Origin of the sequence: Alicyclobacillus sendaiensis NBRC 100866 (assembly GCF_001552675.1) — a bacterium.
In the GTDB taxonomy this organism is placed as follows: domain Bacteria; phylum Bacillota; class Bacilli; order Alicyclobacillales; family Alicyclobacillaceae; genus Alicyclobacillus; species Alicyclobacillus sendaiensis.
Genome location: NZ_BCRQ01000001.1, coordinates 19,619 through 45,624, shown reverse-complemented (window position 1 = coordinate 45,624; position 26,006 = coordinate 19,619). Strand labels below are relative to the sequence as shown.

Below are 26,006 nucleotides of genomic sequence, written 5' to 3'. Positions count from 1 at the left end.
GGACCTCTTCCAGGCATAAGCCTCCAGAATGAACTCCTACTCCCTTTCGCGCACGCCATTCACCTTATCACTTCGACAATGAGTCGACCGTTGCACAAAGACCACCATGCTCACCACAGACACCCCGTACCCAAACATTCTCGCCCTGCCCCTCGCCCCCCTTCTTAGCTCCCGGCACGGTATGACTCTCGAATCCACTTCTTCGATGCGCCCTCGCGCTTTACCCCCGCCAAATCCCACGCCTTTATGCTTCCGCCGCCCATCGCTCACAGGCGCGAAAAAAGACGGGCGAATCCAGGCTTTTGACCCGAATTCCCCCGTGCTGTAGCGAACAACTTATTTTCTCAGGGACAAATTGGTTGGATGTGAAGAACTTGATTTTGCGAACCGGAGCTCTCCCGGTCCGCCTTCGCGCGTCACTCTACCGTCACGCTCTTCGCCAAGTTCCGCGGCTTGTCGACGTCGTTCCCCCGCGCTACCGCCGCGTAGTACGCCAACAGCTGCAGCGGAATCACCGCCGCCACCGGCGCGAGCAACGGCATCGTCTTGGGCAAATAGATGACTTCGTCGACCGTCTTCTCCAAATCCTCGTTGCCCACCCACGTGAGCCCGAGGACGAACGCGCCGCGCGCCTTCACCTCCACGATGTTCGACAGCGTCTTCTCGTACAGTTCCGGCTGCATCGCGAGCGCAATGACCGGCACGCCGTCCGTGATGAGCGCGAGTGTCCCGTGCTTCAGCTCGCCCGCCGCGTACGCCTCCGCGTGAATGTAGGAGATTTCCTTGAGCTTGAGCGCGCCCTCGAGCGAGACCGCATAGTCGATGCCGCGGCCGATGAAGAACGTGTCGTGCGCATCCTTGTAGCGCTTGGCAAACGACTCGATCTGCGGCGCCGTGTCCAGCACCTGCTCCACGACCTGGGGCAGGTCGGCGAGCGCCGCCAGCACCTCGCGCGCCTTCTCCTCCGCAAGCGTGCCTCGGCTCAGGCCAAACCGCACGGCCAAGAGGTACAGCGCCACGAGCTGCGTCGTGTACGCCTTCGTCGACGCCACGGCAATTTCCGGCCCCGCCCACGTGATGATGGTGCTGTCCGCCTCGCGCGCGGCCGAGCTGCCCACCACGTTCGTGATGGCCACCACGCGCACGCCGCGCTTCTTCATCTCCCGCATCGCCGCCAGCGTGTCCGCGGTCTCCCCCGACTGCGTGATGGCGATGACCAGCGTGTGATGCGTCGCGATGGGATCGGCATACCGGTACTCCGACGCAATTTCCACGTTGACCGGAATGCGCGCGAACGCCTCGATCGCGGCCTTCCCCACGAGGCCCGCGTGCCACGATGTGCCACACGCGACGATGTGAATCCGGTCGATGGCCTGGATCTCCTCGTCCGTGAGGCCGAGCTCCGGAAGCTCCACGCGACGGTAATCGTCCGACACCCTGCCGCGCAGCGTGTCGCGGACGGCCCTCGGCTGTTCGTGGATCTCCTTCAGCATGAAATGCGGATAACCCCCGCGCTCCGCGCTGACCGCGTCCCAGGTGACGTGATACACGTCCTTCTTCACGGGCTCGCCGTCCATCGTGAAACACTCGACGCCGTCGCGGCGCAGGACCGCCATCTCGCCGTCCTCCATCACGTAGATGTCGCGCGTGTATTCGAGAATGGCGGGGATATCCGACGCCACGAAGTTTTCCTTCTCGCCGAGGCCAATGATCATCGGGCTGGCGCGGCGGACGGCGACAATTTCGTCCGGGTGATCCTTCGCCATGACGACGAGCGCGTACGCGCCGCGGATCCGCTTGCCGACGGCGATCATGGTCTCGAAGAGATCGCCGTTGTACATCTCTTCAATCAGGTGCGCCACGACTTCCGTGTCGGTCTCCGAGCGAAACTCGTGCCCGAGCGCCATCAGCTCTTCGCGCAGGGAGAGGTAGTTTTCCACAATTCCGTTGTGCACGATGGCAAATCGGCCACTGCAGTCCTGATGCGGATGCGCGTTTTCGTTCGACGGCTTGCCGTGCGTCGCCCACCGCGTGTGGCCGATGGCGATGTGGCCGGAGATAGGCATCTCCGCGAGCTTCTCTTCCAAGTTCGACAGGCGACCCACCGCCTTGACAATCCGGATGTTCCCATCCGCCAGTGCAGCCACGCCCGCGGAATCGTAGCCGCGGTATTCGAGCTTCGCCAAGCCGCCGACGACGACATCTTTGACATTCCTTGGGCCGATGTAGCCGACAATTCCGCACATGAAGCAGGTATCCTCCTTCATCCGATCTGCTCACCTCTGTCCCACCGGTCGCCCGGTGGATTTCAGGCTTCGCTTGCGGCGCGATCGGATTGGCGCCGGGAGGCATCCGCCGAATCTTTCGCCGACCTCCTCCGCGTCAACTCGGCGACAGCCGAGTCCAGGCGCTTGACATGCGCTGCGTATCAGATTCACAGCCGCATGTGACATCCTACGTGAAATCGCCCATCCGGTTCCTCGCCTGGCATCCCTCCCTTCGGCCGGCCCGGCTCACGCGCCGAGTTCCGCCTGAATCACCTGGACCATCTCGCTCACCACGCGCCGCAGAAGTTTCTCATCGAGGCCCTCGACCATGACCCGCACGAGGTTTTCGGTCCCCGACTCGCGCACGAGCACGCGCCCGCTGTCGCCGAGCTGAGCCTCTGCCCTGCGCAGCGCGTCCTGGATGGCCGCGTTGTCGCGCCACGCGCGTTTGTCGCGCACGCGCACATTCTCCAAGATCTGCGGGTAGCGGACCATCACGCGGGACAACTCGGAGAGCCGCTTGCCGCTCTCCACCATGGTCTCCACCAGCTTCACGGCTGTCAGCATGCCGTCGCCCGTGGTGGTGTGATCCAGCAGGATGATGTGCCCGCTCTGTTCGCCGCCGAGCGACGCCCCCTCTTCGCGCATCCGCTCCATCACGTACCGATCGCCCACGGCCGTGCGCAGCACGGTGATGCCGAGATCGCTCATGGCCTTGACAAAGCCGAGGTTGGACATGACCGTGGCGACGACCTTGTCTCCGCGCAACTCTCCTTTTTCCTTCATGGCGCGCGCGAGAATGGCCATAATGAAGTCGCCGTCCGCCACCTCGCCGTTCTCGTCCACGGCGATGCACCGATCCGCATCGCCATCGAACGCGAGCCCCACGTCCGCGCTGTGCTGCAGCACCGCCCGCTGCACGATGTGCGGATGCGTCGATCCGCAGTCCACGTTGATGTTCACGCCGTCCGGATTCGCGTGGATGACGATCACGTCCGCGCCGAGACGCCGGAACACCTCGGGCGCGATGAAGGACGCCGCGCCGTTTGCGCAATCCAGCACTACTTTGAGGCCGTCGAATCGCACGCGCGCAGCCTGCACCAGGAAGCGGATATACGCCTCCGTCGCCGGCTCGTCGTACATCCGACCCACGCCGTCGCCGATGGGCCTCGGCAGCGAATCGTTTTCTTCGGCCAGCAAGGCCTCCATCCGCTCCTCCATCTCGTCCAGGAGCTTAAACCCATCGCCGCCGAAAAACTTGATGCCGTTGTCGGCCACCGGGTTGTGAGACGCGGAAATCATCACGCCCGCGTCCGCGCGGAGAAGCCGCGTCAGGTACGCCACGCCAGGCGTCGAAATGACGCCGAGCCGGAGCGCATCCACTCCCATCGACAGAATTCCGCTCACGAGCGCCGTTTCCAACATGTCACCCGAAATTCGGGTGTCCTTGCCGACGACAATGCGCGATCCCGGCCGGCGTGAGGTCAGCACATATGCGCCTACGCGCCCCAACCGGAACGCCAACTCCGGCGTGAGCTCCTGGTTCGCCACGCCGCGCACGCCGTCCGTCCCAAACCACCTGCCCACCGATGCACGCTCCTCTCTCACAACGCAAACATTGTGCCACAGAAGGCGGTTCGTGCAAAGATGCAGTCTTTGGCGCTTCACGGCATCGCCTGGACCGTGGCCGTCCGCGCCGAGACGCTGACGGCGCTGAGCCCTTCCGGCAGATGGACCAGGATGGGCAGCGAGGCCGTGCCACGGCTCAGCCCGGAGGCATCCACGTAGGCCTGAACCGCGCCCCCATCCTTCTTGACCGCCTGCACGGCCGACTGCGCCCCCGTCACCGTCACGGTCACCGTGCGCGGCCCAATCAGGCGAACGCCCGTCGCCCCCGTGATGGTCACCGGGATGTTCGACAGCGTGGCCACCGCCGATGGCTCCACGTCGATCACGGCCGTGACCGCCGCGGGCGACACGCCTGTCATCCCCGGCAGGAGCGGAACCGGGATTGACACCGTCGTCGACTTGGCGAGCCCCGTCACGTCAACGGGCACCCGCAGCCCGCCCGGCGGAAGCTGCCCGGCCGGCAAGCCCTGTTCCACGGCGCGCGCCGGTTCCAAGCGCACGGATGCGATGGCATATCCGGCCGCCGGCGTTCCGGTCACAGCGGGGACCAGCTCCACGGTTTGGCTTGCCGAGGTCACCGGCAGCGTCACCGCGATGGCGGACGGCGTGACCGTCACCCCCGGCACCGCTTTGCCCGCCCCATCCAGCGGGAGAAGATCCACGAGCTTCGTCTGCGTCTGCGAAAGCCCGCTCGCGTCCACGACCCCCGCGACCTCCTCCACCGACTGCACGCTAGATTGTGCGCCCGAGATTTCGACCACCCCCGCGCCGAGCTGCGGCTTGCCGAGGACGTACCCCTGGCTCGGCGTCCCCACGACGCTCAGCCGAACGGGCCGCTCCACAGTGACCTTCGGCTCGAGCGTCACCGTGATGGTGGCTGGCGCAAGCACGTAGCTTCGCACGCCAGCCGGCATATTCATGGCCGCCACGTGCAGGGTGTACGTGCCGGGGCCAAGATCCTGCGCATCCGCGACGATCTCGACCTTCATCATCTCGTTCGCGAGCGTCGGCAGCCGCAAGAGGCTCGTCGTCACCCGGGCCGTGACCGTCGGCACCTGGGACACCAACACTTCATCCGCCGAAGTCTCCACCCGCACCGGAAGCTCGAAGGACTCGGTGACGCCCGTCGAGGTCTGTTGACTGCCTCCCTGTTCCGCGTGAACCGCAAGCCACAGGATGCACGCGAGCACGAGTGCGATGATGCGAAGCGCCACGTTGTTGTTGAGCAGCCGATCCATCATCGGGACTCCGCCTTTCGATTCCAGAAGGAAAGCGCGCTCGTCTTCTGCGGCACGACGAGCTTCATCAACAGTTCGTTGAGGGCTTCCTCATCGAGATGGCTGTGCATGACGCCGTCCACGCAGACGGACACCTGCCCTGTCTCCTCGGACACAATCACGCTCACCCCGTCCGACTGTTCAGTGATGCCGAGCCCCGCGCGGTGCCTCGTACCGAGTTGCTTGTCCAGATTTCGGTTGTCCGTGAGCGGCAGCACGCATCCCGCGGCCATGATCTGCGTCCCGCGCACAATCACGGCCCCATCGTGCAGCGGCGTGTTGGGGATAAACAGGTTGATGAACAATTCCGTGCTGACGCGCGCCTCCAGCCGCGTCCCCGTCTCGATGTATTCGTTCAGGCCCGTCTGGCGCTCGATGACGATGAGCGCCCCCGTCTTCGTCTTCGCGAGCACCTGACAGGCCTTGACGATCTCGTTCACCGTGTGCACCATGTTCGGTTCCTCGTGCAGGAGGAGATTGAAGTTCCACAGGCTTCCGCGCCCCAACTGCTCCAGCGCGCGCCGAAGCTCGGGCTGAAACACGACCGGGATGGCAAACAAACCGATTTCGATGATCCGGTTCAGAAGCCAATTCGAGGCGGACAGGTTGAGCAGGCTCGAGACCATGGTCACGACCACGACGACAATGACACCCTTCAGCAGCTGCACGGCCCGTGTGCCGCGAATGAGAAGCAGCAGATAGTAAATCATGAAGGCCACAAACAGGATGTCAATGACGTCCTTGAAGCCAAAGTCCCGGATTGCCGCGAACCACGCGTCCATACAAAGCCCCCTGACCATCGGGGAGTCTCGTTCCCATTGTTTCCTACCCGAGGCCCCGCGTCAAGACAGCCCCTTCCACCCGGCGTTCACGCTCGCCGCGCCGCCCGACCGCGCATGGCCCTCGCGCGTTCCTTCGATCGCGCCCGCTGCAACGCGCGGAAGAACGCCTTTGCCAGCGCCTCGTGGCCCTCGTCCGTCGGGTGAATCGGGTTGCGAAACAGGCGCAGATCCCGAAACTGCCCGCTTCGGTAGTGCTCGACGTAGTTCGGCTCGTGCCCGCGAAACGCTTTGTAGGTTTCGACGACCACAAGCCCGTGCCGAAGCGCGATCCCGCGGACGCGATCGTTGTACGCCTGCGTCACCTCCTCGGCCAGCTCGAAATTGGGAAAGGGATTGTAGAGCGTCGCAATGCCGAAGGTGCTGTGCGGACGCTTGCACCACTCCACGAGGCGCTCGACGTCCTCCTCGCAGCGGCGCATGATGTCCTGAATCAGATCGGCCCGGCGCGTCAGAAGGAGGGGCGCGCTGCGCAGGAGATCGTTTCCGCCAATCATGAGCGTGACAATCTCGGCCTCTTCCACGATGCAGGGCGGGAGATCCTGGAGCGATTTGAACAGCTGCCTGGCCGTCCAGCCCGGCTTGGCCTGGACATGAAGCGTTGTGCGCACCTGCCGAGCGAACCGGGCGCGCAGGCGCTCTGCGAATCGTTTCTCCGGCGCACTCGCACCGTAGCCATATGTAATGGAGTCGCCGAGCGCGAGCATCAGCATGATCATCGCCTCCTGGGTGAGTCGCTGATCGTAAGCTATGGGCTATCCCGGCGATTGGTCACAAGAAGCGCCCAAGCGGATGGCGAGATCGCATAGGAGGCGGGGACGCTGCAAACACTGCAGGCAGAATGCAAGGGGAGGTTGGCCAATGCAGAGCTTCTGGAAGCGACTTCGCGCGGGCGTGTTGGTCCTCGTGGCCGCGTGCGTGTGTGCCTTTTCGTGCATGAGCCTGCAAGTCGGGATGGCGAGGGCCGCCGATACGAAGGAACAGGCGCCGAAGGCCATCTACAAGGTCGATACGAAGGAGAAAGTGGTGGCCCTGACCTTTGACATCTCCTGGGGACATCGCACGCCTGAGCCGGTCTTAGAGACCCTGAAAAAGTGCGGCGTGACGAAGGCGACGTTCTTTCTGAGCGGCCCATGGACCATGCACCATCCCGAAATCGCCAAGAAGATCAAGGCCATGGGCTATGAAATTGGAAGCCATGGCTACCTGCACAAGGACTATTCGAATTACCCGGACTCCTGGATCCGGGAGCAGGCCATGCTCGCGGACAAGGCGATTCAGCAGGTCACGGGTGTGAAACCGAAGTTGTTCAGGACGCCAAACGGCGACCTCAATCCGCGCGTCATTCGCTGTCTGACCAACATGGGCTACACGGTCGTGCAGTGGAACACCGATTCTCTCGACTGGAAGAATCCTGGCGTGGATGCCATCGTGAACCGCGTCACGAAGCGCGTGGTGCCGGGCGACATCGTGCTGATGCACGCCAGCGACTCGTCAAAGCAGATTGTGGAGGCGCTGCCGCGGATCGTCGAGAACCTGCGCCAGCAAGGGTATCGCTTTGTGACGGTCTCCGAGCTCCTCGCGGGCGCCAACGTGAAGTCGAAAGTGGAGTGACGCGTGGTCATACCTTCGCGCCCGCCGGGGATAAGCCGGTGGGCCGCGTCGCATACTGACGGTAAACCGGGTGTTGGGGAGGGGCTTCGCGTGAAGGACAGGCTTGCGCGCCTCGTGGCCATCGGGCTCGCGGCTCTCGCTGTCACTGGCTGTGGCATGAACGCCGGGGCTGACGTGAGCGCAAGCGGAGAGGGCGGGGGCGGGAATTACACACAGACGAAACAGATGGTCGTGGACATCCTCAATTCCAAGGAAGGCCAGCAGGCGCTCTTGGACACCCTGAAAAATCCGGAGTTCAAGAATCAGCTCATCGCATCCCCGGACGAGGTGAAACAAGCGCTCACCGACTTCATCCAGTCGAAACAGACGCAGAGCTTTCTGACCGAGGCCGCCAAGGACCCGCAGTTCGCGGCGGCACTGGCCAAGGCCGCCCAGCCTGAACTCAAGGACACGGTCGAGAGTCTGATGAAAGATCCGAACTTCCAGCAGGACATGCTGGTACTGTTGCAGTCGAACGAGTTCATGAAGTCCCTGCAGACCATGATGCAGGGACCCGAGTTTCGGTCGGAACTGCAGAAGGTGATCCTCCAGACCCTCACCTCACCGACGTTTCAGGTGCAATTCCAGCAGACCGTGCAAGATGCGGTGCAAAAGGCGATGCAGGCTGGACAGGCCACGGCGGGCGGTCAGGGACAGAGCGAAAAGGGCGGATCGAAGTCGAACAACTCCTCGGACGAGTCGGGATCCTCCTCATGAACAAGGCCGAAGAGCCCGTAAACGCGACGGCACAAGCGCGCCGAACTTGGCGCGCTTGTGCCGTTTCCTGTGTACATCTGCCGATTGCCGATGCTCGCCCCGTGGAGATGAGCCGTCACGCGCGGAGCTCGCGGCCTTGAGCGAGGCCCATGGCCTCCGCGACGCGATCAGCCAGCTTGGCAAAGACCTGCCCGTGCAAGGAGTCCGCGGCAAAGATGCCGGCCCGCTCCTTCTCTTGGTTGGCAACGGGGATCTCGGCGAGCAGCGTGGTGTTGAGCGCCGCGGCCACGCGCTCCCCGCCGCCCCGGCCGAACAGGTACGCGGTCTCGCCACACGATTCGCACACGAAATACGCCATGTTTTCAACGACGCCGATGACCTGGTGGTTGGTGCGCACACCCATCAGGCCCGCGCGCACCGCCACCTCGGCCGCGGCGGCCTGCGGCGTCGTGACGATGAGCTGTTTGCTCTGCGGCAGCAGCGTGTGCACGTCGAGCGCCACGTCGCCCGTGCCTGGCGGCAGGTCCAAGAGCACGATGTCCACGTCGCCCCAATGCACCTGCCCGAAGAAGCTGCGCAGCGTCTTGCCGAGCATCGGGCCGCGCCACACGACGGGCGTGTTCTCGGGCACGAAGAACTGCATGGACATGATCTTCACGCCCTCGACCTGCACCGGCATGATCAAATCCTCGATGGTCGCCGGCTTCACGCCTTCGATGCCGAAGATGACCGGGATACTGAAGCCGTAGATATCCGCGTCGATGAGCGCCACCCGATAGCCTTTGCGCGCAAGGGCAACCGCTAGGTTGGCCGTCACCGTGGACTTGCCGACGCCCCCCTTGCCGGAGGCGATGGCGAGAAACTGGCGCCCCTGCTGCCGCAAAATGGGGGGCAGCTCAGCCTGCTGCGCCTCGGCGTTCGCCCGCCCCATGCCACGCACCTTCGCGGCGAACTGCGCGCGCTGCTCGTCGGTCATATGCCCCACGCGCACCTCGATATCCGTGACGCCGTCCAGCTGAGAGAGGCGCTCCTTGATTTCCCGCTCAATGACGTTCGACAGCGGGCAGCCACGGATGGTGAGCAACACGTCGACCGTGACCTTTCCGCCGTCGATCTCGACCGACGGCACCATGTCCAACTCCACGATGCTCCGGCCGACCTCAGGATCTTTCACGTCCCGCAGCGCTTCCATGACCTGCTCGCGAGTGACCATCTATCGAAACCCCCTTGTCCACAGACCCCTGGGAACCTACATGCGACGCTGCGTTTAGTGTACATCATCAGGCGGGGGAAACCAAACGGCCGGAGACGACCTGGTACGCGTTCACGCCTTGATCCAGCCAGCTGACGACATAGCGAGGCCACGGCTGGTCCTGGCCGACAAACCAAAGGGACCAACCGGGCTTGAGCGTGTAAGGCGGGTCGGCGAGGGGGCGCTGCGGGATGGGCGAAGGGGCCCTCGGCCCAATGGAGAGAATAGGCAGAAGGTCGCCTTCCCAACTCCGAATGACGATGTGCTGGAGGACGGTGGAGGAGCGGTTGGTCAAGACGTAGACCGGGCGCCCTTCCCAATCGAAAGGCGCCCGGTCGAGGGCGAGCGGCAACGCACGGCCCGACGACGTTTCCGCGCGCGTGGCCGAGGCCGGGCGCCCCACGAGATCCGCGGTCAGGGGCGGATAGGCCGCGAGCGCGAGCCCGCCCATAGCCGCCATGGTCACGAACACCCAGATGCGCCGCTGCCGCAATGTCACTCCCTCCTGTGCATCAAGCCGCCGTCCAGCGGCGCTTGCGTGAGAGCTGGATCGCTAAAGTAGCGCACGAGAGCCTGGTACATGGCAAAGGCCACGCGCTCCTGATAGGTTTCCGTGGCGAGCGCGCGCGCCTCCTCCGGGTTGGAGACAAATCCGATTTCGGCCAGGACGGTCGGCCCTTGAATCCGCTTGAGAAGAAAGAGCGTCCGATTCGACTGCACATCGCGATGGGTCGGCAAAAGCTCTGACCGAAACGCGTCCTGCATGACGGTGGCCAACTGCTTCGCGTGCGGATTGGTCTTCAGGTACAGGACCTGAGCCCCGCGCCAATCTGGAGACGGCGCGCTGTTGCAGTGAATCGACACGAAGGCGTCGACGCGCTGCCGGCGGACCACGTTGAGTCGGCCGCGCAAATCGCCCAGGTGGCGCTGCTTCATGGCGCGATCGCGCTCTGTGGCGAGGTCTGTGTCCGTGGTCCTCGTCATCAAGACGACGGCGCCGCCTTGCTGCAGGTAGCGCGCGAGCTTGAGCGCGACGGCGAGCGTGATGTCCTTCTCCTCAATCCCGCCGACGCCCCGCGCGCCCGAGTCGCGCCCACCGTGGCCTGCGTCGACGACAATGATCTTGCCCTGGATGCCCGTCGCATGCACACCTGCGTTCACCTTATGCTGAAGCGGATGAAACCATGCCGCTTGCGCATCCCGTGCCGGTACCGCGAGAGACGTCGCCCCCACGAGCATCGCCATCGCGGCGAACGCGAGCGGCACGTGCGTCTGTTTTCCGCGCATGAACATGCCCCCTCCGGCGCAACGTGCTGCCCTCAGTGTGCGCAGCAGGGCGCCAGATCATGAGGCTCGAACGCGCACGGAAACCCGGTGACAGCGCTGCAGCGATGAGGCGGTGACTCCTCAGGCCCGCGCTCGCGCGCACGGCAAAAAAGGCTGCTCCCATCCGACTCGGGATAGGAACAGCCTCTCCAACACAACGCGCCGCCGCGTGTCGCGTTCAGCGCTTCGAGAACTGCGGCGCGCGACGCGCAGCCTTGAGCCCGTACTTTTTGCGCTCCTTCATGCGCGCATCGCGCGTGAGGAGCCCTGCGCGCTTCAGCGTCGGGCGCAGATTCGGATCCACCTTCAGCAGCGCGCGAGCAATGCCGTGCCGAATGGCGCCGGCCTGCCCCGAGATCCCGCCGCCGCGCACGTTCACGTACACGTCGTACTGCCCCACCGTGTCCGTGAGCAACAGCGGTTGCTTCACGATCAGCTTGAGCGACTCGAGCCCGAAATACTCATCCATCGGCCGCTTGTTCACGACAATCTTGCCGTCGCCCGGAAGAAGGCGCACGCGAGCGACGGAGGTCTTGCGACGGCCCACAGCCCAATATTGAACGCTTGCCAAGTTGCAGCCCCTCCTTTACTCCCGCGTCTCGCCGGGTACCAACGGAATCGGTTTTTGCGCCGCATGCGGATGCTCAGGCCCCGCGTAAATGTGAAGCTTCTTCAGCTGCTGACGTCCGAGCGAGTTGTGCGGCAACATGCCGCGCACCGCATAGTACAGCACGCGCTCCGGATGCGTGTTGAGCATGGTGCGCGCCGTGGTGACCTTGAGACCGCCCGGGTAACCGGAGTGGCGGTAATACTTCTTTTGGTCCAGCTTGCGGCCGGTGAACACGACCTTGTCCGCATTCACGACGATCACGAAATCGCCCGTGTCGACGTGGGGCGTATACTCGGGTTTATGCTTCCCGCGCAATATCATCGCGATCTGCGTCGCCAAGCGGCCCACGCGCCATCCCGTGGCATCGATGACATACCACTTGCGCTCGACGGAGCCTGGCTTCGCCATATATGTCGTACGCATCAACGTTCCCTCCGAACGATGCAATTTGACCTACCGATGGAACGGGGGAATCGAGTGGGTCAAATACCTGCACAATTCTATTATAAATCGTCACCCAGATCAATGACTTTCCCGCCGTACTCAGGCGGATACTCCACGTTCCACAAGCACAACCCGTGCGGCGGCGCCGTTTCGCCGGCGAGCCGCCTGTCCCGAGCCTCCAAGATGAGGGGAATTCGATCCGGCCTCTCTCTGCCTCGCCCGACTTTCACCAAGGTCCCGACCAGGATGCGCACCATGTACTGAAGAAACCCATTTCCCTCGAATTCAATGTGGAGGCGCGATCCGTCCGTCCGAAACTCGACGCGATCGAGCCTGCGCACCTTGTCCTGTTGCGGCGCGTCGGCCGCACAGAATGAGGTGAAATCGTGCTCCCCCAGCAAATGTCGCGCCGCCTCCTGCATCGCGGCGACATCGAGCGGTTCTGGATGATGCCAGCTGAAGCGATACCAGTAGAGGCTCGGCAGAGGGGACAAATCGAGCGTGTACCGGTAGGTCTTACGGACCACAGAAAAGCGAGCGTGGAAGCCCTCGTCCACCTCGGCCGCGTCGCGGGGCAAAAGATCAGCGGGCAGGCGCCGCCGCAGCACATGCACCATGCGGTCCGCGGGTGGCCCGTACGGCAAGTCGAAGTGAACCACCTGCGCGCGCGCGTGCACGCCCCGGTCCGTTCGGCCGGAACCTTCGACGGCAATCTCCACGTTGAGCATCCGCCTCAGCTCGTCTTCAAGCACGCCCTGAACCGTGCGCAGGCCTTCTTGACGGGCAAAGCCGTGGAAGCCCGACCCGTCATAGCCCAGCACGAGTCGAATCCGGCGCCCACGGCTCACACGCCCCACCCTCACACGAGTTCGATCACGACCATCGGTGCAGCGTCACCGCGCCGCGGGCCCACCTTCACGATGCGCGTGTACCCGCCGTTGCGGTCCTTGTACCGAAGCGCGATGTCCCCGAACAGCTTCTGAATCGCATCCGGGCCCTCGCCGAGCGGCGAAAGCTTCTCGCGCCGCACGTAACGAGCCACGAGCCGGCGCGAATGCAGGTCGCCCCGCTTCGCCAGCGTGATCATTTTCTCCGCAATCGCACGCAACTCTTTGGCCTTCGCTTCCGTCGTCTGAATGCGCTCGTAGAGGAACAGATCCGTCACAAGGCTCCGAAACAGCGCCTTGCGGCTCGAAGAAGTCCGGTTCAACTTGCGATATGCCATGCGTCTCCCTCCTTTGCTGCGAATCGCTCAGTCGTCCTTGCGCAAACTAAGCCCAAGGGCATGCAACTTCTCGACCACTTCTTCCAACGACTTGCGGCCGAGGTTGCGGACCTTCATCATCTCTTCTTCCGACTTCGCGCAGAGCTCCGCCACCGTGTTGATGCCCGCCCGCTTCAGGCAGTTGTAGGAGCGAACCGACAGGTCCAATTCCTCAATGGGCATGTCGAGGATCTTGTCGTTGTGCGCGTTCTCCTTCTCGACCATGAGGTCCGTGTCCCGCGCCCGATCCGTCAGACCGACAAACAGCATCAAGTGCTCCGTCAGAATCTTTGCCCCGATCGAGACCGCCTCGTCCGGCGCCACGCTTCCGTCCGTCCACACCTCGAGCGTGAGTTTGTCGTAGTCCGTGATCTGACCCACGCGCGTGTTCTCCACGGAGAAGTTCACGCGCGAAATGGGCGAGTACAGCGAGTCGATGGGAATGAGCCCTATCTCCTGCTCCTCCGGCTTGTTGCGGTGTGCCGGCACGTATCCGCGCCCCCGGCCGGCGCGCATCTCCATGTAGATGCGCGCGCCCTCCGTCAGCGTCGCGATGTGCAGGTCAGGATTCATGATGTCGACGTCCGAATCCGCGCGGATGTCGCCAGCCGTCACCACTCCCGGGCCCACGGCGTCGATGATCAGCGTCTTCTCTTCGTCGGAATGAATTTTCAACGAGAGCCGTTTGAGATTGAGAATGATCTCGGTGACATCCTCGACGACCCCAGGAATCGTGGAGAACTCGTGCAGCACGCCCTCGATCTTCACCGACCGCACCGCTGCCCCCGGGATGGAAGACAGCAGGATGCGGCGCAGTGAGTTGCCGAGCGTCGTCCCGTAGCCGCGCTCCAGCGGTTCGCACACGAACTTCCCGTAGTCGCCGGTTTGTTCCACAATCTCGATCCGCGGCTTCTCTATCTCGATCATTCCTAATCCTCCTTGGGAGTGGTACTCGTCGACGCTCGGAGCTGGCTAGACGATCCAGCGTTCACCCCGGATTAACGTGAATAGAACTCGACGATCTGCTGCTCCTGCACCGGGGCGTCGATCTCGTCGCGCGCAGGGCGGCGCAGCACCTTCGCCGTCCAATTCTCGGCGTCGAGTTCCAGCCAGGCCGGAATGGTGCGGCTCGGAATCAATTCGGCGAGTTCCTTCAGGCGGGCGTTGTCGCGGCTCTTCTCCCGGACGGACACCACGTCGCCTTCCTTCACCAAAAACGACGGGATGTCCACGCGCCGGCCGTTCACCTGGATATGCCCATGGCGGACCAATTGGCGAGCCTCCGCGCGGGACGCCGCAAAGCCCAGCCGGTACACGACGTTGTCCAGGCGGCTCTCGAGCAGCTGGAGCAGCGTCTCACCCGTCACCCCGCGACGGCGAGCGGCCTCCTCGTAGTAACGCTCAAACTGGTTCTCAAGCACCCCGTAGTAGCGGCGCGCCTTTTGCTTTTCCCGCAGCTGCATCCCGTACTCGGTGGTGCGCTTCCGACCTTGTCCATGTTGTCCCGGCGCGTACGGCCGCTTGTCGACAGCGCATTTCTCGCTGAAGCACCGCTCACCCTTCAGGTAGAGCTTGATGCCTTCACGGCGGCACAGACGGCACACGGGCCCTGTATACCTTGCCATTCTAGGATGGACACCTCCATTAGTTGTTATACCTGTTCAACCCGCAAAATCCCGACGCCTCATTACACGCGGCGGCGCTTCGGCGGACGGCATCCGTTGTGCGGGATGGGCGTGACGTCGCGGATCCCCGTGATCTCGAGCCCTGCGGCCTGAAGCGAGCGAATGGCAGCCTCGCGGCCAGCACCCGGGCCCTTGACCAGTACCTCAACCGACTTCATCCCGTGCTCCATCGCAGCACGCGCGGCAGCCTCAGCCGCGAGCTGCGCAGCGTACGGCGTGCTCTTGCGCGAGCCCTTGAACCCCACCGTGCCGGCGGAAGCCCATGAGATGACGTTGCCCGCCGGGTCCGTGATGCTCACGATGGTATTGTTGAACGTCGACTTGATGTGGGCCACGCCCACCTCGATGTTCTTCCGATCTCGGCGGCGCGGGCGAGCACTCGTCGACGAGCCACGGCGCTTGGTGACCTTGTTAGCCAACGATGACACCTCCAGAGATTACTTCTTCTTACCTGCGACCGTGCGGCGCGGACCCTTCCGCGTGCGCGCGTTGGTCTTCGTGCGCTGCCCACGAACCGGGAGCCCGCGGCGATGCCTGATGCCTCGGTAGCAGCCGATATCGATGAGCCGCTTGATGTTCATCGCCACTTCGCGGCGGAGATCTCCCTCGACCTTGTAATTGCGCTCAATTTCTTCGCGCAGGCGAACGACCTCATCCTCCGTCAGATCCCGGACGCGCTTGTTCGGATCAATGCCCGTAGCCGCGAGGATCTTGTTGGACGTCGTGCGGCCGATGCCGTAGATGTACGTCAGTCCGATCTCGACGCGCTTATCGCGCGGCAAGTCGACGCCGGCAATACGTGCCATGTACAGACTGCACCTCCAAATGTGCTTCGTCCGCGCTGGGCTTGTACAGAACCGCGCCTCGCGCGCGCTGCCGAGTCCAGCGACTGCTCAGTGATTTGTATGCAAACACGAAGACAGTCCCTTCACGCTCACCCGCGGACGCATGTGCGTTGCGGCCGCAGGCCGCGTGGAAGGACCAGCCGCGCTGTCTTCGTGGAAGCCCCAAGTTTCCCGCCGTGGCGCATGCCTGGTCAGCCTTGGCGCTGCTTGTGTTTCGGATTCTCGCAGATTACCATCACGTTGCCCTTGCGGCGAATTACTTTGCACTTCTCGCACATGGGCTTGACGGAAGGACGGACTTTCACACTTACCCCTCCTCCACTTGCGGTATCATACCGCAACGACTCCGCGAATGCTAGCACTCCATTACTTGTAGCGGTACGTAATCCTGCCACGGCTCAGATCGTACGGTGACAGTTCGACCGTGACGCGATCGCCCGGCAGGATCTTGATGTAGTGCATCCTGATCTTCCCTGACACATGCGCCAAGACTTTGTGCCCGTTCTCGAGCTCGACGCGGAACATCGCGTTCGGCAGTGGTTCAATCACCGTGCCTTCGACTTCAATCACATCGTCCTTTGCCATCTCATGTCCCCCCTTGTTCACGCTCTTGTCCGTTCGCCGTTTGCGCCTCCAACAACATTCTCACCGCGTGGCGGAGCTCCGCATTCGTCACACGGCCGCCTTCCGCCAACTTCTGGGCAATGGTTTCGGCCACCCGATGAATTCGCCGAACGTGGGCCACGTTTTTCTTCTTGGGCTTCTCGACGCGCCGAACATCACCGTCGGCGATCCGCACAAATCGGTCGCCCTCGTGCGCAAGAACCACCGCGATGAGACCCGCGTCCCGCCCTTGAATCACCTCGACGTACGAACCAACCGGAGGGAGCTCCCGAGGTGCACCCATCGCGCTCTGCTTCACCTCTGAAACGGCGCCAGGGCCGCGACGACGTCCTCGTGGACCTTTTCGATGGGCTGCTCGCCGTCGATCCGCTTGAGCAGACCCCGCTCCTCATAGTACGCAATGAGGGGTTCCGTCTGCTTGAACTGCTCCAGGCGAGTGGCGACCGCCTCCTCGGTATCGTCGGGGCGCTGGTACAGCTCGCCGCCGCACACGTCGCACACGCCCTCCACCTTCGGCGGTTGGAACTTGACGTGGTACGTCGCCCCACAGGAACGACATACGCGGCGACCCGTCAGGCGTTCCTTGAGCACCGAAGGATCGACGTGGATGTACAGAACGCAGTCGAGCGGCTTCCCCAGTTCCTGAAGCAAGTCATCGAGTGCCCGCGCCTGCGGCACCGTCCGCGGGAAGCCATCGAGCAGAAAGCCCTTCTCCGCGTCCGGCTTCTGCAGCCTGTCGCGCACCACCGCGACAGTGGTCTCATCAGGCACCAAGCGCCCGGAGTCGAGATACGCCTTCACCTGTCGGCCGAGATCGCTCCCGGACGCGATAGCTTGCCGGAACATGTCTCCCGTCGAAACGTGGGGAATCCCAAACTCCGCCTGTATCTTGGCGGCCTGCGTTCCCTTTCCGGCGCCCGGCAATCCAATTAAAATGACCTGCACGGACATCCCCCTCCTTGCACGAGCGACCAGCACTTGGCTCCGTCACTCGCGGATGAATCCCCGGTACTGGCGCTGGAGCAACTGGCCTTCCATCTGCTGCATCGTCTGCAGCGCGACACCGACGAGAATGATGAGCGACGTGCCCTGAATGTTGTAATCGGTGAGGTTCATGGCGCCCAGAAGAATGAACGGCAACACGGAAATCACGCCCAGGAACACGGAGCCGAACACGGTGATCCGGTTGATCACCTTCACGATATACATCTCGGTCTCGCGCCCAGGCCGCACGCCCGGAATGAAACCCGCGTGCTTCTGCAGCTGTTCTGCGAGCTGCTGCGGGTTGATCTGGACGTGCGTGTAGAAGAACGTGAACAGGATGATGAGAATCACTTCCGCGCCCATGAACCAACCCGTTTGCGGGCTCAAATAGCGCAGAATGAACTCGGCCCAGTGATGCGATTGAAAGTACGACGCGATGGTATACGGCAGAAACAGCAGCGAGATGGCAAAGATCACCGGAATGACGCCAGCTGCGAGCAACTTGATGGGGATGTACGACTGCTGGCCTGAATACACCGTCCGCCCCACCACGCGCTTCGCGTACTGGACCGGGATCTTTCGCTCCGCCTGCTGGACAAACACGATCAGCGCAAAAATGACGACGATCCCCGCGATCAGGATCAGCGTCTTCAAAATCCCGAGGAAGAGGTGCCCCGACTGGTTCATGAACCAGTTCGCATAGACCTCTTGCCCGAGGGTCGAAAAGCGAGACAGGATGCTCGTGAAAATCAGAAGCGAGATACCGTTTCCGACGCCCTTCTCCGTGATCATCTCGCCGAACCACATGAGAAGCGTGTCGCCCGCCGTCAAGGTGACGACGATCACGACGTACGACCACCAGTTGTTGGCTCCCGGCAACAAAAGCCCCGATCGCGCAAACATGTACGTGAAGCCCGCGGCCTGGAGCAGACCGAGAGCCACGGTGAGGTAGCGGGTGACCTGGGTCAGCTTCTGCCGGCCCGATTCGCCCTCTTTCTGCCACTCCTCAAACCGCGGAATCACGCCCGATTGCAACAACTGGACGATGATCGACGCGGTGATGTACGGCGTGACACTCATCGCGAAGATCGAAAAGCGATAGAATGCGCCGCCGGAGAACATGTTCAGCAAGCTGAACAGCGCGTTGTTTCCGGCACCCGCATTCAGCGCGCTCACGTTCATGCCGGGCACCGGAATGTAGGTCCCAATCCGGTACACGGCGAGAACCATGAGCGTAAACAGGATGCGTTTGCGCAGGTGCTTCAGACGCCATAGGTTGGCGATGGCCTGCCACACGTCAGATCACCTCGACGGTACCACCCGCGGCCTCAATCTTCGCCTTCGCCGAGGATGAGAACGCGTGGGCTTTCACCGTCAGGCTCACCTGCAACTCGCCTTCGCCGAGAATCTTCACACCGTCCAGCGGCTCACGAATGATCCGGCGCTCGAGCAACAGCTCCGGCGTCACCACCGCCCCAGCTGGGAAAGCGTTCAGGCGCTCCACGTTGACCGTCGCATACACCTTCTTGAAGCGCGCGTTCGTGAAACCACGCTTCGGCAGGCGGCGGAACAGCGGCGTCTGACCACCCTCGAATCCCGGGCGAACGCCTCCGCCGGATCGCGCCCACTGGCCCTTTGTACCGCGCGTGGACGTCTTGCCGTGTCCGGAGCTCGTTCCGCGGCCCACGCGCTTCTTGCGGTGCTTCGAACCTTCAGCGGGCTTCAGCTCATGCAGTTTCATCCGTCACACCTCCCTCTCACTCGTCAACCTCGGTCACTTCGACCAGATGGCGAATGCGGTTCACCATGCCGCGAATGACCGGCGTATCTTCTCGCACGACCGTCTGGTACAACTTGCGGAACCCGAGTGCCGCGGCCGTCTTGCGCTGCACGGGTTGGCGTCCGTTGGGGCTGTGAACGAGCCGAATTGCGAGCTTCTTCGCCACCGTGTACGCCTCCTCTTTACAGAATCTCTTCAAGCGACTTTCCGCGAAGCCGCGCGACGTCCTCAGGCCGCTTCAGCTGCTTCAGCGCGTCGATGGTCGCGTGCACCATGTTGATGGGGTTGTTCGACCCAAGCGACTTGGTCACGATGTCCTTGATCCCCGCCAACTCGAGCACGGCGCGCACGGGACCACCCGCGATCACGCCGCTACCTGCGGGAGCCGGCTTGATGAGGACCTTGCCCGCGCCGAAGTGGCCGAGCGCCTCGTGCGGAATGGTCGTCTTCTGGATGGGCACCTCGATCAGGTGCTTCTTCGCGTCCTCGATGCCCTTGCGGATGGCGTCCGGAACCTCTTGTGCCTTCCCGAGGCCCGCGCCCACATGCCCGTGACCGTCGCCCACCACGACGAGCGCCGAGAACGAAAAGCGCCGACCGCCCTTCACGACCTTCGCGACGCGGTTCACATGGACAACGCGCTCCGTCAACTCCAATTGATTCGGGTCAATGCGCACGTGTACACCTTCCTCCCTGTGGGATTAGAAATCCAGCCCTGCTTCGCGCGCGGCGTCCGCGAGCGCCCGCACACGCCCGTGATACAGGTACCCGCCGCGATCGAACACGACTTTCTTGTAGCCCTTGGCCAGGGCGCGCTCCGCAATCATGCGGCCCACCTGCCGCGCGCCTTCCACATTGCCACCGTTGCCTTCGAAGCCCTTCTCGAGGCTCGACGCAGCCGCGATGGTGTGGCCCACAGTGTCGTCGATCAGTTGCGCGTAGATGTGCTTATTCGACCGGAACACGTTCAGCCGCGGCCGTTCGGGCGTTCCGAAGACCTTGGCCCGAACCCGCACGTGACGCCGTTTGCGCGCTTCGTTGCGGTTTGGCTTCGTAATCACGCTGTTCACTCCTTTGCTCACGCGGCGCAGCCGCCGGCATCACTTCTTACCGGTCTTCCCGACCTTGCGCCGCACGTTTTCCCCTTCGTAACGAATGCCCTTGCCCTTGTACGGCTCGGGCGGGCGGATGGACCTCACTTTGGCGGCGTAAATGCCGACGAGCTCCTTGTCAATGCCCCGAACGACAATCTTGTTCTGAGCCGGCACTTCCACTTCGATGCCCTCCACCTGCGGGAGGTCCACCGGGTGGGAGAACCCGACCGAGAGGGTCACCTTGTTGCCCTGCTTCGCCGCACGATAGCCGACACCCACGAGCTCCAGGCTCTTCGTGTACCCGTTGGTCACGCCCTCGACCATGTTGGCGATCACGCTGCGCGTCGTGCCGTGCAGCGCGCGGTGCAGCTTCTCATCGGACGGGCGTTCGACGATGACCTGATTGTCCATAACGGTAACCTTCATCTCTGGATGCACGCGGCGAGACAGCTGGCCCTTCGGCCCCTTCACCGTCACTTCCGTGCCGTTGACCGACACCTCGACCCCCGCCGGGATCGGAATCGGCTTGCGACCAATACGAGACATTCCCTGCACCTCCCGTCGTCCCGACTTACCACACGTAACAAATGACCTCGCCGCCGACGCCAAGCTTGCGCGCCTCGCGATCCGTCATGATCCCCTTCGACGTCGAGATAATCGCGATGCCGAGTCCACCGAGCACGCGCGGCAGGTCTTCGTGGCCCACGTACACACGGCGCCCCGGCTTGGAAATCCGCTTCAGACCCGTGATCACGCGCTCGTTGTTCTTGCCATACTTCAGGAACAGCCGAATCGTGCCCTGCGGGCCGTCCTGGATGTACTCGGCATCCCGAATGTAGCCCTCGTTTTTCAAAATCTCCGCGATCGCGCGCTTTACTTTGGAAGCCGGAACCTCAACCTTCTCGTGCCGAACGAGGTTCGCGTTGCGAATGCGCGTGAGCATATCTGCAATCGGATCCGTCATCATGCGAGCTCGCCTCCTTCCACTTGCCGATTACCAACTGGCTTTCTTGACGCCCGGCAACTGTCCCTTGTATGCCAGCTCGCGGAAGCAGATGCGGCACACGCCGAACTTGCGATACACCGAGTGCGGCCGACCGCAGATGCGGCAGCGCGTATACGCCCGGGTGCTGAACTTCGGCTTCCGCTGCGCCTTGATGATCATCGATTTCTTGGCCACCGTAGGACCTCCCTTTCCATTACTGGCGGAACGGCATGCCCAGCTCGGTCAGAAGCGCGCGCGCCTCTTCGTCCGTCTTCGCGGTGGTGACCACGACGACTTCCAGGCCCCGAACCTTGTCGATCTTGTCGTAGTCGATCTCCGGGAAAATCAACTGCTCACGCAAGCCGAGCGTGTAGTTCCCGCGGCCGTCGAACGAGCGCGGCGACACGCCCCTGAAGTCGCGCACGCGCGGAAGCGCGAGATTCATCAGCTTATCCAGGAAGTGATACATCCGCTCGCCGCGCAGGGTGACCTTCACGCCAATCGGCATCCCCTGGCGCAGGCGGAAGCCCGCGATGGACTTCTTCGCACGCGTGACCACCGGCTGCTGGCCGGAGATGGCGCGCAGGTCTTCCACTGCCGCGTCAATCACCTTCGGGTTCTGCGTCGCCTCGCCGAGCCCCATGTTGATCACAATCTTCTCAATCCGCGGCACCTGCAGCGGATTCTTGTAGTTGAACTGCTTCATCAGCGCCGGAACCACCTGATTCCGGTACTTCTCCAACAAACGAGCCAACGCTGTTCCCTCCCTTCACCTGGCTACTCAGTCAAGGATTTCGCCAGACTTTTTCGCGTACCGGACCTTCCGCCCGTCCTCGAGGAATTTGTATCCTACGCGCGTGGGCTCGCCCGTCTTGGGATCCACAATCATCACGTTCGACACGTGAATGGGGGCCTCTTTTTCCACGATCCCGCCCTCGGGATGCTGTGGATTCGGCTTCGTGTGGCGCTTCACGATGTTCACGCCCTCGACGACCACACGGCCCTCCTTCGGATACACCTTCAGGATCCGCCCCTGCTTCGACTTGTCCTTGCCTGCGATCACGACCACCTTATCGCCGGTCTTCACACGCAGCTTTGGCACGGTCACACCCCCTCCTCGCGCTCGTTCCGTCACAGCACCTCAGGTGCCAACGAGATGATCTTCATGAAGTCGCGATCGCGCAACTCACGCGCCACCGGCCCAAAGATGCGCGTGCCGCGCGGGCTCTTGTCGTCGCGGATAATGACAGCCGCGTTCTCGTCGAATCGGATGTACGAGCCGTCGCTCCGACGGATGCCCCGCTTGCTCCGCACGATGACCGCCTTCACCACGTCGCCCTTCTTGACAACGCCTCCGGGTGTTGCGGTCTTGACGGATGCCACGATCACATCGCCGATATTCGCGTATTTTCGGTTCGAACCCCCGAGCACACGGAAGCACATGATCTCCTTCGCACCCGAGTTGTCCGCAACCACGAGCCGCGTTTGCGGTTGAATCATCGCCGTATCCTCCCTTCAGCAGCCAGCTCGGTCACACAATCTCCGCGCGCTCGACAATCTCGACCAGACGCCAGCGCTTTTCCTTGCTGAGCGGCCGAGTCTCCATAATCCGCACGACATCGCCGACCTTCGCCTCGTTGTTCTCGTCGTGCGCCTTGAACTTCTTCGTGCGCCTGACCGTTTTGCCATAGAGCGGGTGCATCACGCGCTCCTCGACCGCCACCACGATGGTCTTATCCATCTTGTCGCTCACGACCTTGCCGACGCGCACCTTGCGCTGATTGCGCTCGTTCTCCGCCATGTCCCAGAACCTCCCCTCTCTCAGCCGATGCCCAACTCGCGTTGGCGCAGGATGGTCTTCGCACGCGCGATATCCTTGCGAACCTGCCGAATGCGCATTGGATTCTCCAGTTGACCCGTAGCGAGTTGGAAGCGGAGGTTGAACAACTCGTCCTTCAGCCCATCAATCCGGGCCTTCAGCTCCTCGTCACTCAGACTCCGAAGCTCAGTTGCCTTCATTCGCGTCACCACCCACTTCTTCACGAGTCACGAACTTGCACTTGATCGGCAGCTTATGCGCGGCAAGTCGCATCGCTTCGCGCGCAACCTCTTCGCTCACGCCGGCCACTTCAAACAGCACGCGCCCCGGCTTCACCACGGCCACCCACATCTCGGGTGAACCCTTACCACTACCCATGCGCGTCTCCGCAGGTTTCTTCGTCACGGGCTTGGACGGGAAGATCTTAATCCACACCTTGCCACCGCGGCGCATGTAACGCGTCATCGCGATACGGGCAGCCTCAATCTGCCGGTTCGTCACCCAGGCGGGCTCCAGCGCCACCAGCCCGTAGTCGCCAAACGCGACTGTCCGTCCGCCCTTCGCGCGCCCCTTCAGGCGACCGCGATGTTCCTTGCGGTACTTCACGCGCTTTGGCATCAACATCGTCCATCAACCTCCTTGAACCGCTTCAGAAGCCGCCTCCGCCTGGGCGTTCTTCCGCTTCGGCAACACTTCTCCCCGGTAGATCCAGACTTTCACGCCGATCCGGCCATACGTGGTATGCGCCTCAGCGAGCGCATAGTCGATGTCCGCTCGAAGGGTCTGCAGAGGAACCGTCCCCTCGACGTAGCCCTCCGTGCGCGCAATCTCCGCGCCACCCAATCGGCCCGAGACCTGCACCCGGACGCCCTTCGCTCCCGCGCGCATCGACCGCTGAATGGCCTGCTTCATCGCACGCCGGAACGCCACGCGCCGCTCAAGCTGTTGCGCGATGCTCTCCGCGACGAGTTTCGCGCACAGGTCCGGTTGCTTGATTTCCGAGATCGAGATGTGGACGCGCTTCCCTGTCAGCTTATTCAGCTCGTTGCGCAGCGCGTCGACCTCCTGGCCTCCCTTGCCGATGACCATGCCAGGCTTCGCCGTGTGAATCGTCACGTTGATCCGATTCGCGGCGCGCTCGATCTCGACCGAACCAACCGCGGCGTCCTTCAGGCGCTGCATGACGTAGTTGCGGATTTTGAGATCCTCGTGAAGCAGCTCCTGATAATCCTTCTTATTGGCGTACCATTTCGCTTCCCAGTCTCGGATGATCCCAATCCGAAGGCCGATCGGGTTGACTTTTTGTCCCATGCAGGCAATCCCTCCTTACCGTTCCGCCAGGACGACGGTGATGTGGCTCGTGCGCTTGAGAATGCTGAAGGCACGGCCCTGAGCGCGGGGATGCCAGCGCTTCAGCGTCGGCCCCTCGTCGACGTAGATCGCTTTGATATAGAGCTTATCCACGTCCATATTGTGATTGTTCTCAGCGTTCGCAATCGCGGACCGAAGCACTTTCTCCACCAGGGGCGAAGCCGCGCGCGGAGTGAACTTCAAAATGGCGAGCGCCTCTTGCACGTTCTTCCCGCGCACCAAGTCCACCACCAGGCGAGCCTTCCGCGGGGCGATGCGAAGATAGCGCGCCACCGCGCGAGCCGTCCGCGTTTCCGACTGCGTCGATGCCATGACACGACCTCCTCCTTCGGCGCTGGTCACGCGCGTGCCAGCGGCCTATGTTCTTTCAAGCGTCAACGCGAGCGCGACGACTTCTCATCTCCGGCATGACCGCGGAATGTGCGGGTTGGAACGAACTCGCCGAGCTTGTGTCCGACCATATCCTCCGTCACATACACCGGCACGTGCTTGCGGCCGTCATGCACCGCGAAGGTGTGCCCCACGAATTGCGGGAAAATGGTCGAGCGGCGCGACCACGTCTTGATGACCTTTTTCTCCCCGGAGGCGTTCAGCGCCTCGACCTTCTTCATGAGATGGGCGTCACAGAACGGACCCTTCTTCAGAGAACGACCCACTGCGAGCGACCTCCCTTCCAATTCAACCTGACTGTCGAATTACTTCGTGCGCCGACGCACGATGTACTTGTCGGTCGGATGGTTCTTCTTTCGCGTCTTCTTGCCAAGCGTGGGCTTACCCCATGGCGACATCGGCGATTTGCGGCCAATCGGCGCCTTGCCCTCGCCACCGCCGTGCGGGTGATCCACCGGGTTCATCGCGGAACCGCGGACCGTCGGCCTGCGGCCCAACCAGCGGCTGCGCCCAGCCTTGCCCAGGGTGATATTTTCGTGGTCCAGGTTCCCGACCTGACCGATCGTCGCTCGGCAAGACAACAGGATCTTCCGGACCTCGCCAGAGGAGAGGCGCACCTGCGCGTAGTCGCCTTCCTTCGCCATCAGCTGGGCGCTTGCGCCTGCCGCACGAGCCAGTTGCCCGCCGTGTCCCGGGTAGAGCTCGATGTTGTGGATGATGGTGCCCACCGGGATGGACCGAAGCGGCAAAGCGTTGCCGACGCGGATGTCCACGTCCTCTCCGCTCATCACCACGTCGCCAACCTTCAGTCCGTGCGGCGCGATGATATAGCGCTTCTCGCCGTCCAGGTAGTGAAGCAGCGCGATGCGCGCGGACCGGTTCGGATCGTATTCGATGGTCGCGACCTTTGCCGGCACGCCGTCCTTGTTGCGCTTGAAGTCAATGATGCGGTACATCCGCTTGTGCCCGCCGCCGCGATGGCGCACGGTGATGCGGCCCTGGTTGTTGCGGCCCGCCTTCTTTTTCAGCGGGACGAGCAGCGACCTCTCCGGCGTATCCGTCGTGATCTCTTCGAACGTCGAGACCGACATGAAGCGGCGGCCGGGAGAAGTCGGGCGATACTTCTTGATCCCCATCAAGACGACCTCCTT

At 62.9% G+C, this 26,006-nt stretch carries 40 protein-coding genes; 2 read left to right on the top strand and 38 right to left on the bottom strand.

What is annotated here, in order from left to right; genetic code table 11:
- Positions 1-416: 416 nt before the first annotated feature.
- The 5 genes from glmS to AS26_RS00275 all read right to left on the bottom strand — a co-directional run bounded on the left by glmS (position 417) and on the right by AS26_RS00275 (position 6,725).
- Positions 417-2,246: a glutamine--fructose-6-phosphate transaminase (isomerizing) gene (gene glmS / locus AS26_RS00295; RefSeq protein ID WP_062305282.1), complete on the bottom strand. Its 1,830-nt coding sequence runs from the start codon at positions 2,244-2,246 to the stop codon at positions 417-419.
- Between the two features lie 267 nt (positions 2,247-2,513).
- The gene (glmM, locus tag AS26_RS00290) at positions 2,514-3,854 is read right to left on the bottom strand and encodes a phosphoglucosamine mutase (RefSeq protein WP_062305181.1); all 1,341 of its coding nucleotides are present in this window, start codon (positions 3,852-3,854) and stop codon (positions 2,514-2,516) included.
- A 77-nt stretch (positions 3,855-3,931) separates the two neighbouring features.
- Positions 3,932-5,137, bottom strand: coding sequence for a CdaR family protein (locus AS26_RS00285; RefSeq protein WP_062305180.1), 1,206 nt, complete (start codon positions 5,135-5,137; stop codon positions 3,932-3,934).
- On the bottom strand, positions 5,134-5,955 hold the full coding sequence (gene cdaA / locus AS26_RS00280) for a diadenylate cyclase CdaA (protein WP_062305179.1): 822 nt from the start codon (positions 5,953-5,955) through the stop codon (positions 5,134-5,136). The genes AS26_RS00285 and cdaA overlap by 4 nt, the downstream gene beginning before the upstream one ends.
- Positions 5,956-6,041: 86 nt before the next feature.
- Positions 6,042-6,725 (bottom strand): SGNH/GDSL hydrolase family protein, encoded by a 684-nt coding sequence (locus AS26_RS00275; protein ID WP_062305281.1) that lies wholly within the window; start codon positions 6,723-6,725, stop codon positions 6,042-6,044.
- Positions 6,726-6,873: 148 nt separating this feature from the next.
- Here AS26_RS00275 and pdaB point away from each other — a divergent pair, with 148 nt between their 5' ends.
- On the top strand, positions 6,874-7,626 hold the full coding sequence (gene pdaB / locus AS26_RS00270) for a polysaccharide deacetylase family sporulation protein PdaB (protein ID WP_062305177.1): 753 nt from the start codon (positions 6,874-6,876) through the stop codon (positions 7,624-7,626).
- A 90-nt stretch (positions 7,627-7,716) separates the two neighbouring features.
- Positions 7,717-8,382 (top strand): spore germination lipoprotein GerD, encoded by a 666-nt coding sequence (gene gerD / locus AS26_RS00265; RefSeq protein ID WP_062305176.1) that lies wholly within the window; start codon positions 7,717-7,719, stop codon positions 8,380-8,382.
- Between the two features lie 115 nt (positions 8,383-8,497).
- On the opposite strand, the gene AS26_RS00260 is transcribed toward gerD, so the two are convergent.
- The 33 genes from AS26_RS00260 to rplB all read right to left on the bottom strand — a co-directional run bounded on the left by AS26_RS00260 (position 8,498) and on the right by rplB (position 25,991).
- Entirely contained in the window at positions 8,498-9,595 is a 1,098-nt protein-coding gene (locus tag AS26_RS00260; protein WP_062305174.1) for an Mrp/NBP35 family ATP-binding protein, read from the bottom strand.
- Between the two features lie 67 nt (positions 9,596-9,662).
- On the bottom strand, positions 9,663-10,127 hold the full coding sequence (locus AS26_RS00255) for a hypothetical protein (RefSeq protein ID WP_373278125.1): 465 nt from the start codon (positions 10,125-10,127) through the stop codon (positions 9,663-9,665).
- A gap of 2 nt (positions 10,128-10,129) precedes the next feature.
- Complete coding sequence (locus tag AS26_RS00250) at positions 10,130-10,921, bottom strand: N-acetylmuramoyl-L-alanine amidase (RefSeq protein ID WP_062305173.1); 792 nt, start codon at positions 10,919-10,921, stop codon at positions 10,130-10,132.
- Between the two features lie 217 nt (positions 10,922-11,138).
- Positions 11,139-11,531 carry a 30S ribosomal protein S9 gene (gene rpsI / locus AS26_RS00245; RefSeq protein WP_008339723.1) on the bottom strand — a complete coding sequence of 131 codons (393 nt, stop codon included), beginning with the start codon at positions 11,529-11,531 and terminating at the stop codon, positions 11,139-11,141.
- 15 nt (positions 11,532-11,546) lie between these two features.
- Entirely contained in the window at positions 11,547-11,993 is a 447-nt protein-coding gene (gene rplM / locus AS26_RS00240) for a 50S ribosomal protein L13 (RefSeq protein ID WP_062305171.1), read from the bottom strand.
- 80 nt (positions 11,994-12,073) lie between these two features.
- Positions 12,074-12,862 (bottom strand): tRNA pseudouridine(38-40) synthase TruA, encoded by a 789-nt coding sequence (gene truA / locus AS26_RS00235; RefSeq protein ID WP_062305169.1) that lies wholly within the window; start codon positions 12,860-12,862, stop codon positions 12,074-12,076.
- Positions 12,863-12,873: 11 nt separating this feature from the next.
- Positions 12,874-13,239, bottom strand: coding sequence for a 50S ribosomal protein L17 (gene rplQ / locus AS26_RS00230; protein WP_062305168.1), 366 nt, complete (start codon positions 13,237-13,239; stop codon positions 12,874-12,876).
- A 27-nt stretch (positions 13,240-13,266) separates the two neighbouring features.
- Positions 13,267-14,205, bottom strand: coding sequence for a DNA-directed RNA polymerase subunit alpha (locus tag AS26_RS00225; RefSeq protein ID WP_008339730.1), 939 nt, complete (start codon positions 14,203-14,205; stop codon positions 13,267-13,269).
- Between the two features lie 71 nt (positions 14,206-14,276).
- Positions 14,277-14,903, bottom strand: coding sequence for a 30S ribosomal protein S4 (gene rpsD, locus AS26_RS00220; protein WP_012811918.1), 627 nt, complete (start codon positions 14,901-14,903; stop codon positions 14,277-14,279).
- Positions 14,904-14,965: 62 nt separating this feature from the next.
- Entirely contained in the window at positions 14,966-15,382 is a 417-nt protein-coding gene (rpsK, locus tag AS26_RS00215) for a 30S ribosomal protein S11 (protein ID WP_062305166.1), read from the bottom strand.
- A gap of 18 nt (positions 15,383-15,400) precedes the next feature.
- A complete protein-coding gene (rpsM, locus tag AS26_RS00210; RefSeq protein WP_012811919.1) occupies positions 15,401-15,769 on the bottom strand; it encodes a 30S ribosomal protein S13 in 369 nt (122 codons plus the stop codon).
- Positions 15,770-15,999: 230 nt separating this feature from the next.
- A complete protein-coding gene (rpmJ, locus tag AS26_RS13680; RefSeq protein WP_008339738.1) occupies positions 16,000-16,113 on the bottom strand; it encodes a 50S ribosomal protein L36 in 114 nt (37 codons plus the stop codon).
- Between the two features lie 61 nt (positions 16,114-16,174).
- Complete coding sequence (infA, locus tag AS26_RS00205; protein ID WP_026964681.1) at positions 16,175-16,393, bottom strand: translation initiation factor IF-1; 219 nt, start codon at positions 16,391-16,393, stop codon at positions 16,175-16,177.
- A 1-nt stretch (position 16,394) separates the two neighbouring features.
- On the bottom strand, positions 16,395-16,715 hold the full coding sequence (locus tag AS26_RS00200; RefSeq protein WP_062305163.1) for a KOW domain-containing RNA-binding protein: 321 nt from the start codon (positions 16,713-16,715) through the stop codon (positions 16,395-16,397).
- Positions 16,716-16,726: 11 nt separating this feature from the next.
- Complete coding sequence (locus tag AS26_RS00195; RefSeq protein WP_062305278.1) at positions 16,727-17,377, bottom strand: adenylate kinase; 651 nt, start codon at positions 17,375-17,377, stop codon at positions 16,727-16,729.
- A 42-nt stretch (positions 17,378-17,419) separates the two neighbouring features.
- Entirely contained in the window at positions 17,420-18,712 is a 1,293-nt protein-coding gene (secY, locus tag AS26_RS00190; RefSeq protein WP_062305161.1) for a preprotein translocase subunit SecY, read from the bottom strand.
- Between the two features lies 1 nt (position 18,713).
- Positions 18,714-19,157 carry a 50S ribosomal protein L15 gene (gene rplO / locus AS26_RS00185; protein WP_062305159.1) on the bottom strand — a complete coding sequence of 148 codons (444 nt, stop codon included), beginning with the start codon at positions 19,155-19,157 and terminating at the stop codon, positions 18,714-18,716.
- Positions 19,158-19,173: 16 nt separating this feature from the next.
- Entirely contained in the window at positions 19,174-19,362 is a 189-nt protein-coding gene (rpmD, locus tag AS26_RS00180; protein ID WP_014465720.1) for a 50S ribosomal protein L30, read from the bottom strand.
- A gap of 16 nt (positions 19,363-19,378) precedes the next feature.
- Entirely contained in the window at positions 19,379-19,873 is a 495-nt protein-coding gene (gene rpsE / locus AS26_RS00175) for a 30S ribosomal protein S5 (RefSeq protein ID WP_062305158.1), read from the bottom strand.
- A gap of 24 nt (positions 19,874-19,897) precedes the next feature.
- Positions 19,898-20,257: a 50S ribosomal protein L18 gene (gene rplR / locus AS26_RS00170; RefSeq protein WP_062305156.1), complete on the bottom strand. Its 360-nt coding sequence runs from the start codon at positions 20,255-20,257 to the stop codon at positions 19,898-19,900.
- 39 nt (positions 20,258-20,296) lie between these two features.
- Positions 20,297-20,836: a 50S ribosomal protein L6 gene (rplF, locus tag AS26_RS00165; protein WP_062305154.1), complete on the bottom strand. Its 540-nt coding sequence runs from the start codon at positions 20,834-20,836 to the stop codon at positions 20,297-20,299.
- 25 nt (positions 20,837-20,861) lie between these two features.
- The gene (gene rpsH / locus AS26_RS00160; protein ID WP_062305151.1) at positions 20,862-21,257 is read right to left on the bottom strand and encodes a 30S ribosomal protein S8; all 396 of its coding nucleotides are present in this window, start codon (positions 21,255-21,257) and stop codon (positions 20,862-20,864) included.
- Between the two features lie 27 nt (positions 21,258-21,284).
- On the bottom strand, positions 21,285-21,470 hold the full coding sequence (locus AS26_RS00155; RefSeq protein ID WP_008339767.1) for a type Z 30S ribosomal protein S14: 186 nt from the start codon (positions 21,468-21,470) through the stop codon (positions 21,285-21,287).
- A gap of 19 nt (positions 21,471-21,489) precedes the next feature.
- Complete coding sequence (rplE, locus tag AS26_RS00150) at positions 21,490-22,029, bottom strand: 50S ribosomal protein L5 (protein ID WP_083515928.1); 540 nt, start codon at positions 22,027-22,029, stop codon at positions 21,490-21,492.
- Positions 22,030-22,056: 27 nt separating this feature from the next.
- Positions 22,057-22,368, bottom strand: coding sequence for a 50S ribosomal protein L24 (rplX, locus tag AS26_RS00145; protein WP_035469237.1), 312 nt, complete (start codon positions 22,366-22,368; stop codon positions 22,057-22,059).
- A gap of 38 nt (positions 22,369-22,406) precedes the next feature.
- Positions 22,407-22,775 carry a 50S ribosomal protein L14 gene (rplN, locus tag AS26_RS00140; RefSeq protein WP_062305149.1) on the bottom strand — a complete coding sequence of 123 codons (369 nt, stop codon included), beginning with the start codon at positions 22,773-22,775 and terminating at the stop codon, positions 22,407-22,409.
- Between the two features lie 31 nt (positions 22,776-22,806).
- Positions 22,807-23,076 carry a 30S ribosomal protein S17 gene (gene rpsQ / locus AS26_RS00135; protein WP_062305146.1) on the bottom strand — a complete coding sequence of 90 codons (270 nt, stop codon included), beginning with the start codon at positions 23,074-23,076 and terminating at the stop codon, positions 22,807-22,809.
- A 20-nt stretch (positions 23,077-23,096) separates the two neighbouring features.
- Positions 23,097-23,294 carry a 50S ribosomal protein L29 gene (gene rpmC / locus AS26_RS00130; protein ID WP_008339776.1) on the bottom strand — a complete coding sequence of 66 codons (198 nt, stop codon included), beginning with the start codon at positions 23,292-23,294 and terminating at the stop codon, positions 23,097-23,099.
- Positions 23,281-23,718, bottom strand: coding sequence for a 50S ribosomal protein L16 (gene rplP / locus AS26_RS00125; protein ID WP_008339779.1), 438 nt, complete (start codon positions 23,716-23,718; stop codon positions 23,281-23,283). Before rplP ends, rpmC begins: the two co-directional genes overlap by 14 nt.
- 6 nt (positions 23,719-23,724) lie before the next feature.
- Positions 23,725-24,405, bottom strand: coding sequence for a 30S ribosomal protein S3 (gene rpsC / locus AS26_RS00120; protein ID WP_062305143.1), 681 nt, complete (start codon positions 24,403-24,405; stop codon positions 23,725-23,727).
- A gap of 15 nt (positions 24,406-24,420) precedes the next feature.
- A complete protein-coding gene (gene rplV / locus AS26_RS00115; RefSeq protein WP_062305140.1) occupies positions 24,421-24,777 on the bottom strand; it encodes a 50S ribosomal protein L22 in 357 nt (118 codons plus the stop codon).
- Positions 24,778-24,839: 62 nt separating this feature from the next.
- The gene (rpsS, locus tag AS26_RS00110; protein ID WP_008339784.1) at positions 24,840-25,121 is read right to left on the bottom strand and encodes a 30S ribosomal protein S19; all 282 of its coding nucleotides are present in this window, start codon (positions 25,119-25,121) and stop codon (positions 24,840-24,842) included.
- 39 nt (positions 25,122-25,160) lie between these two features.
- A complete protein-coding gene (rplB, locus tag AS26_RS00105; protein ID WP_062305137.1) occupies positions 25,161-25,991 on the bottom strand; it encodes a 50S ribosomal protein L2 in 831 nt (276 codons plus the stop codon).
- Between the last annotated feature and the right edge of the window lie 15 nt (positions 25,992-26,006).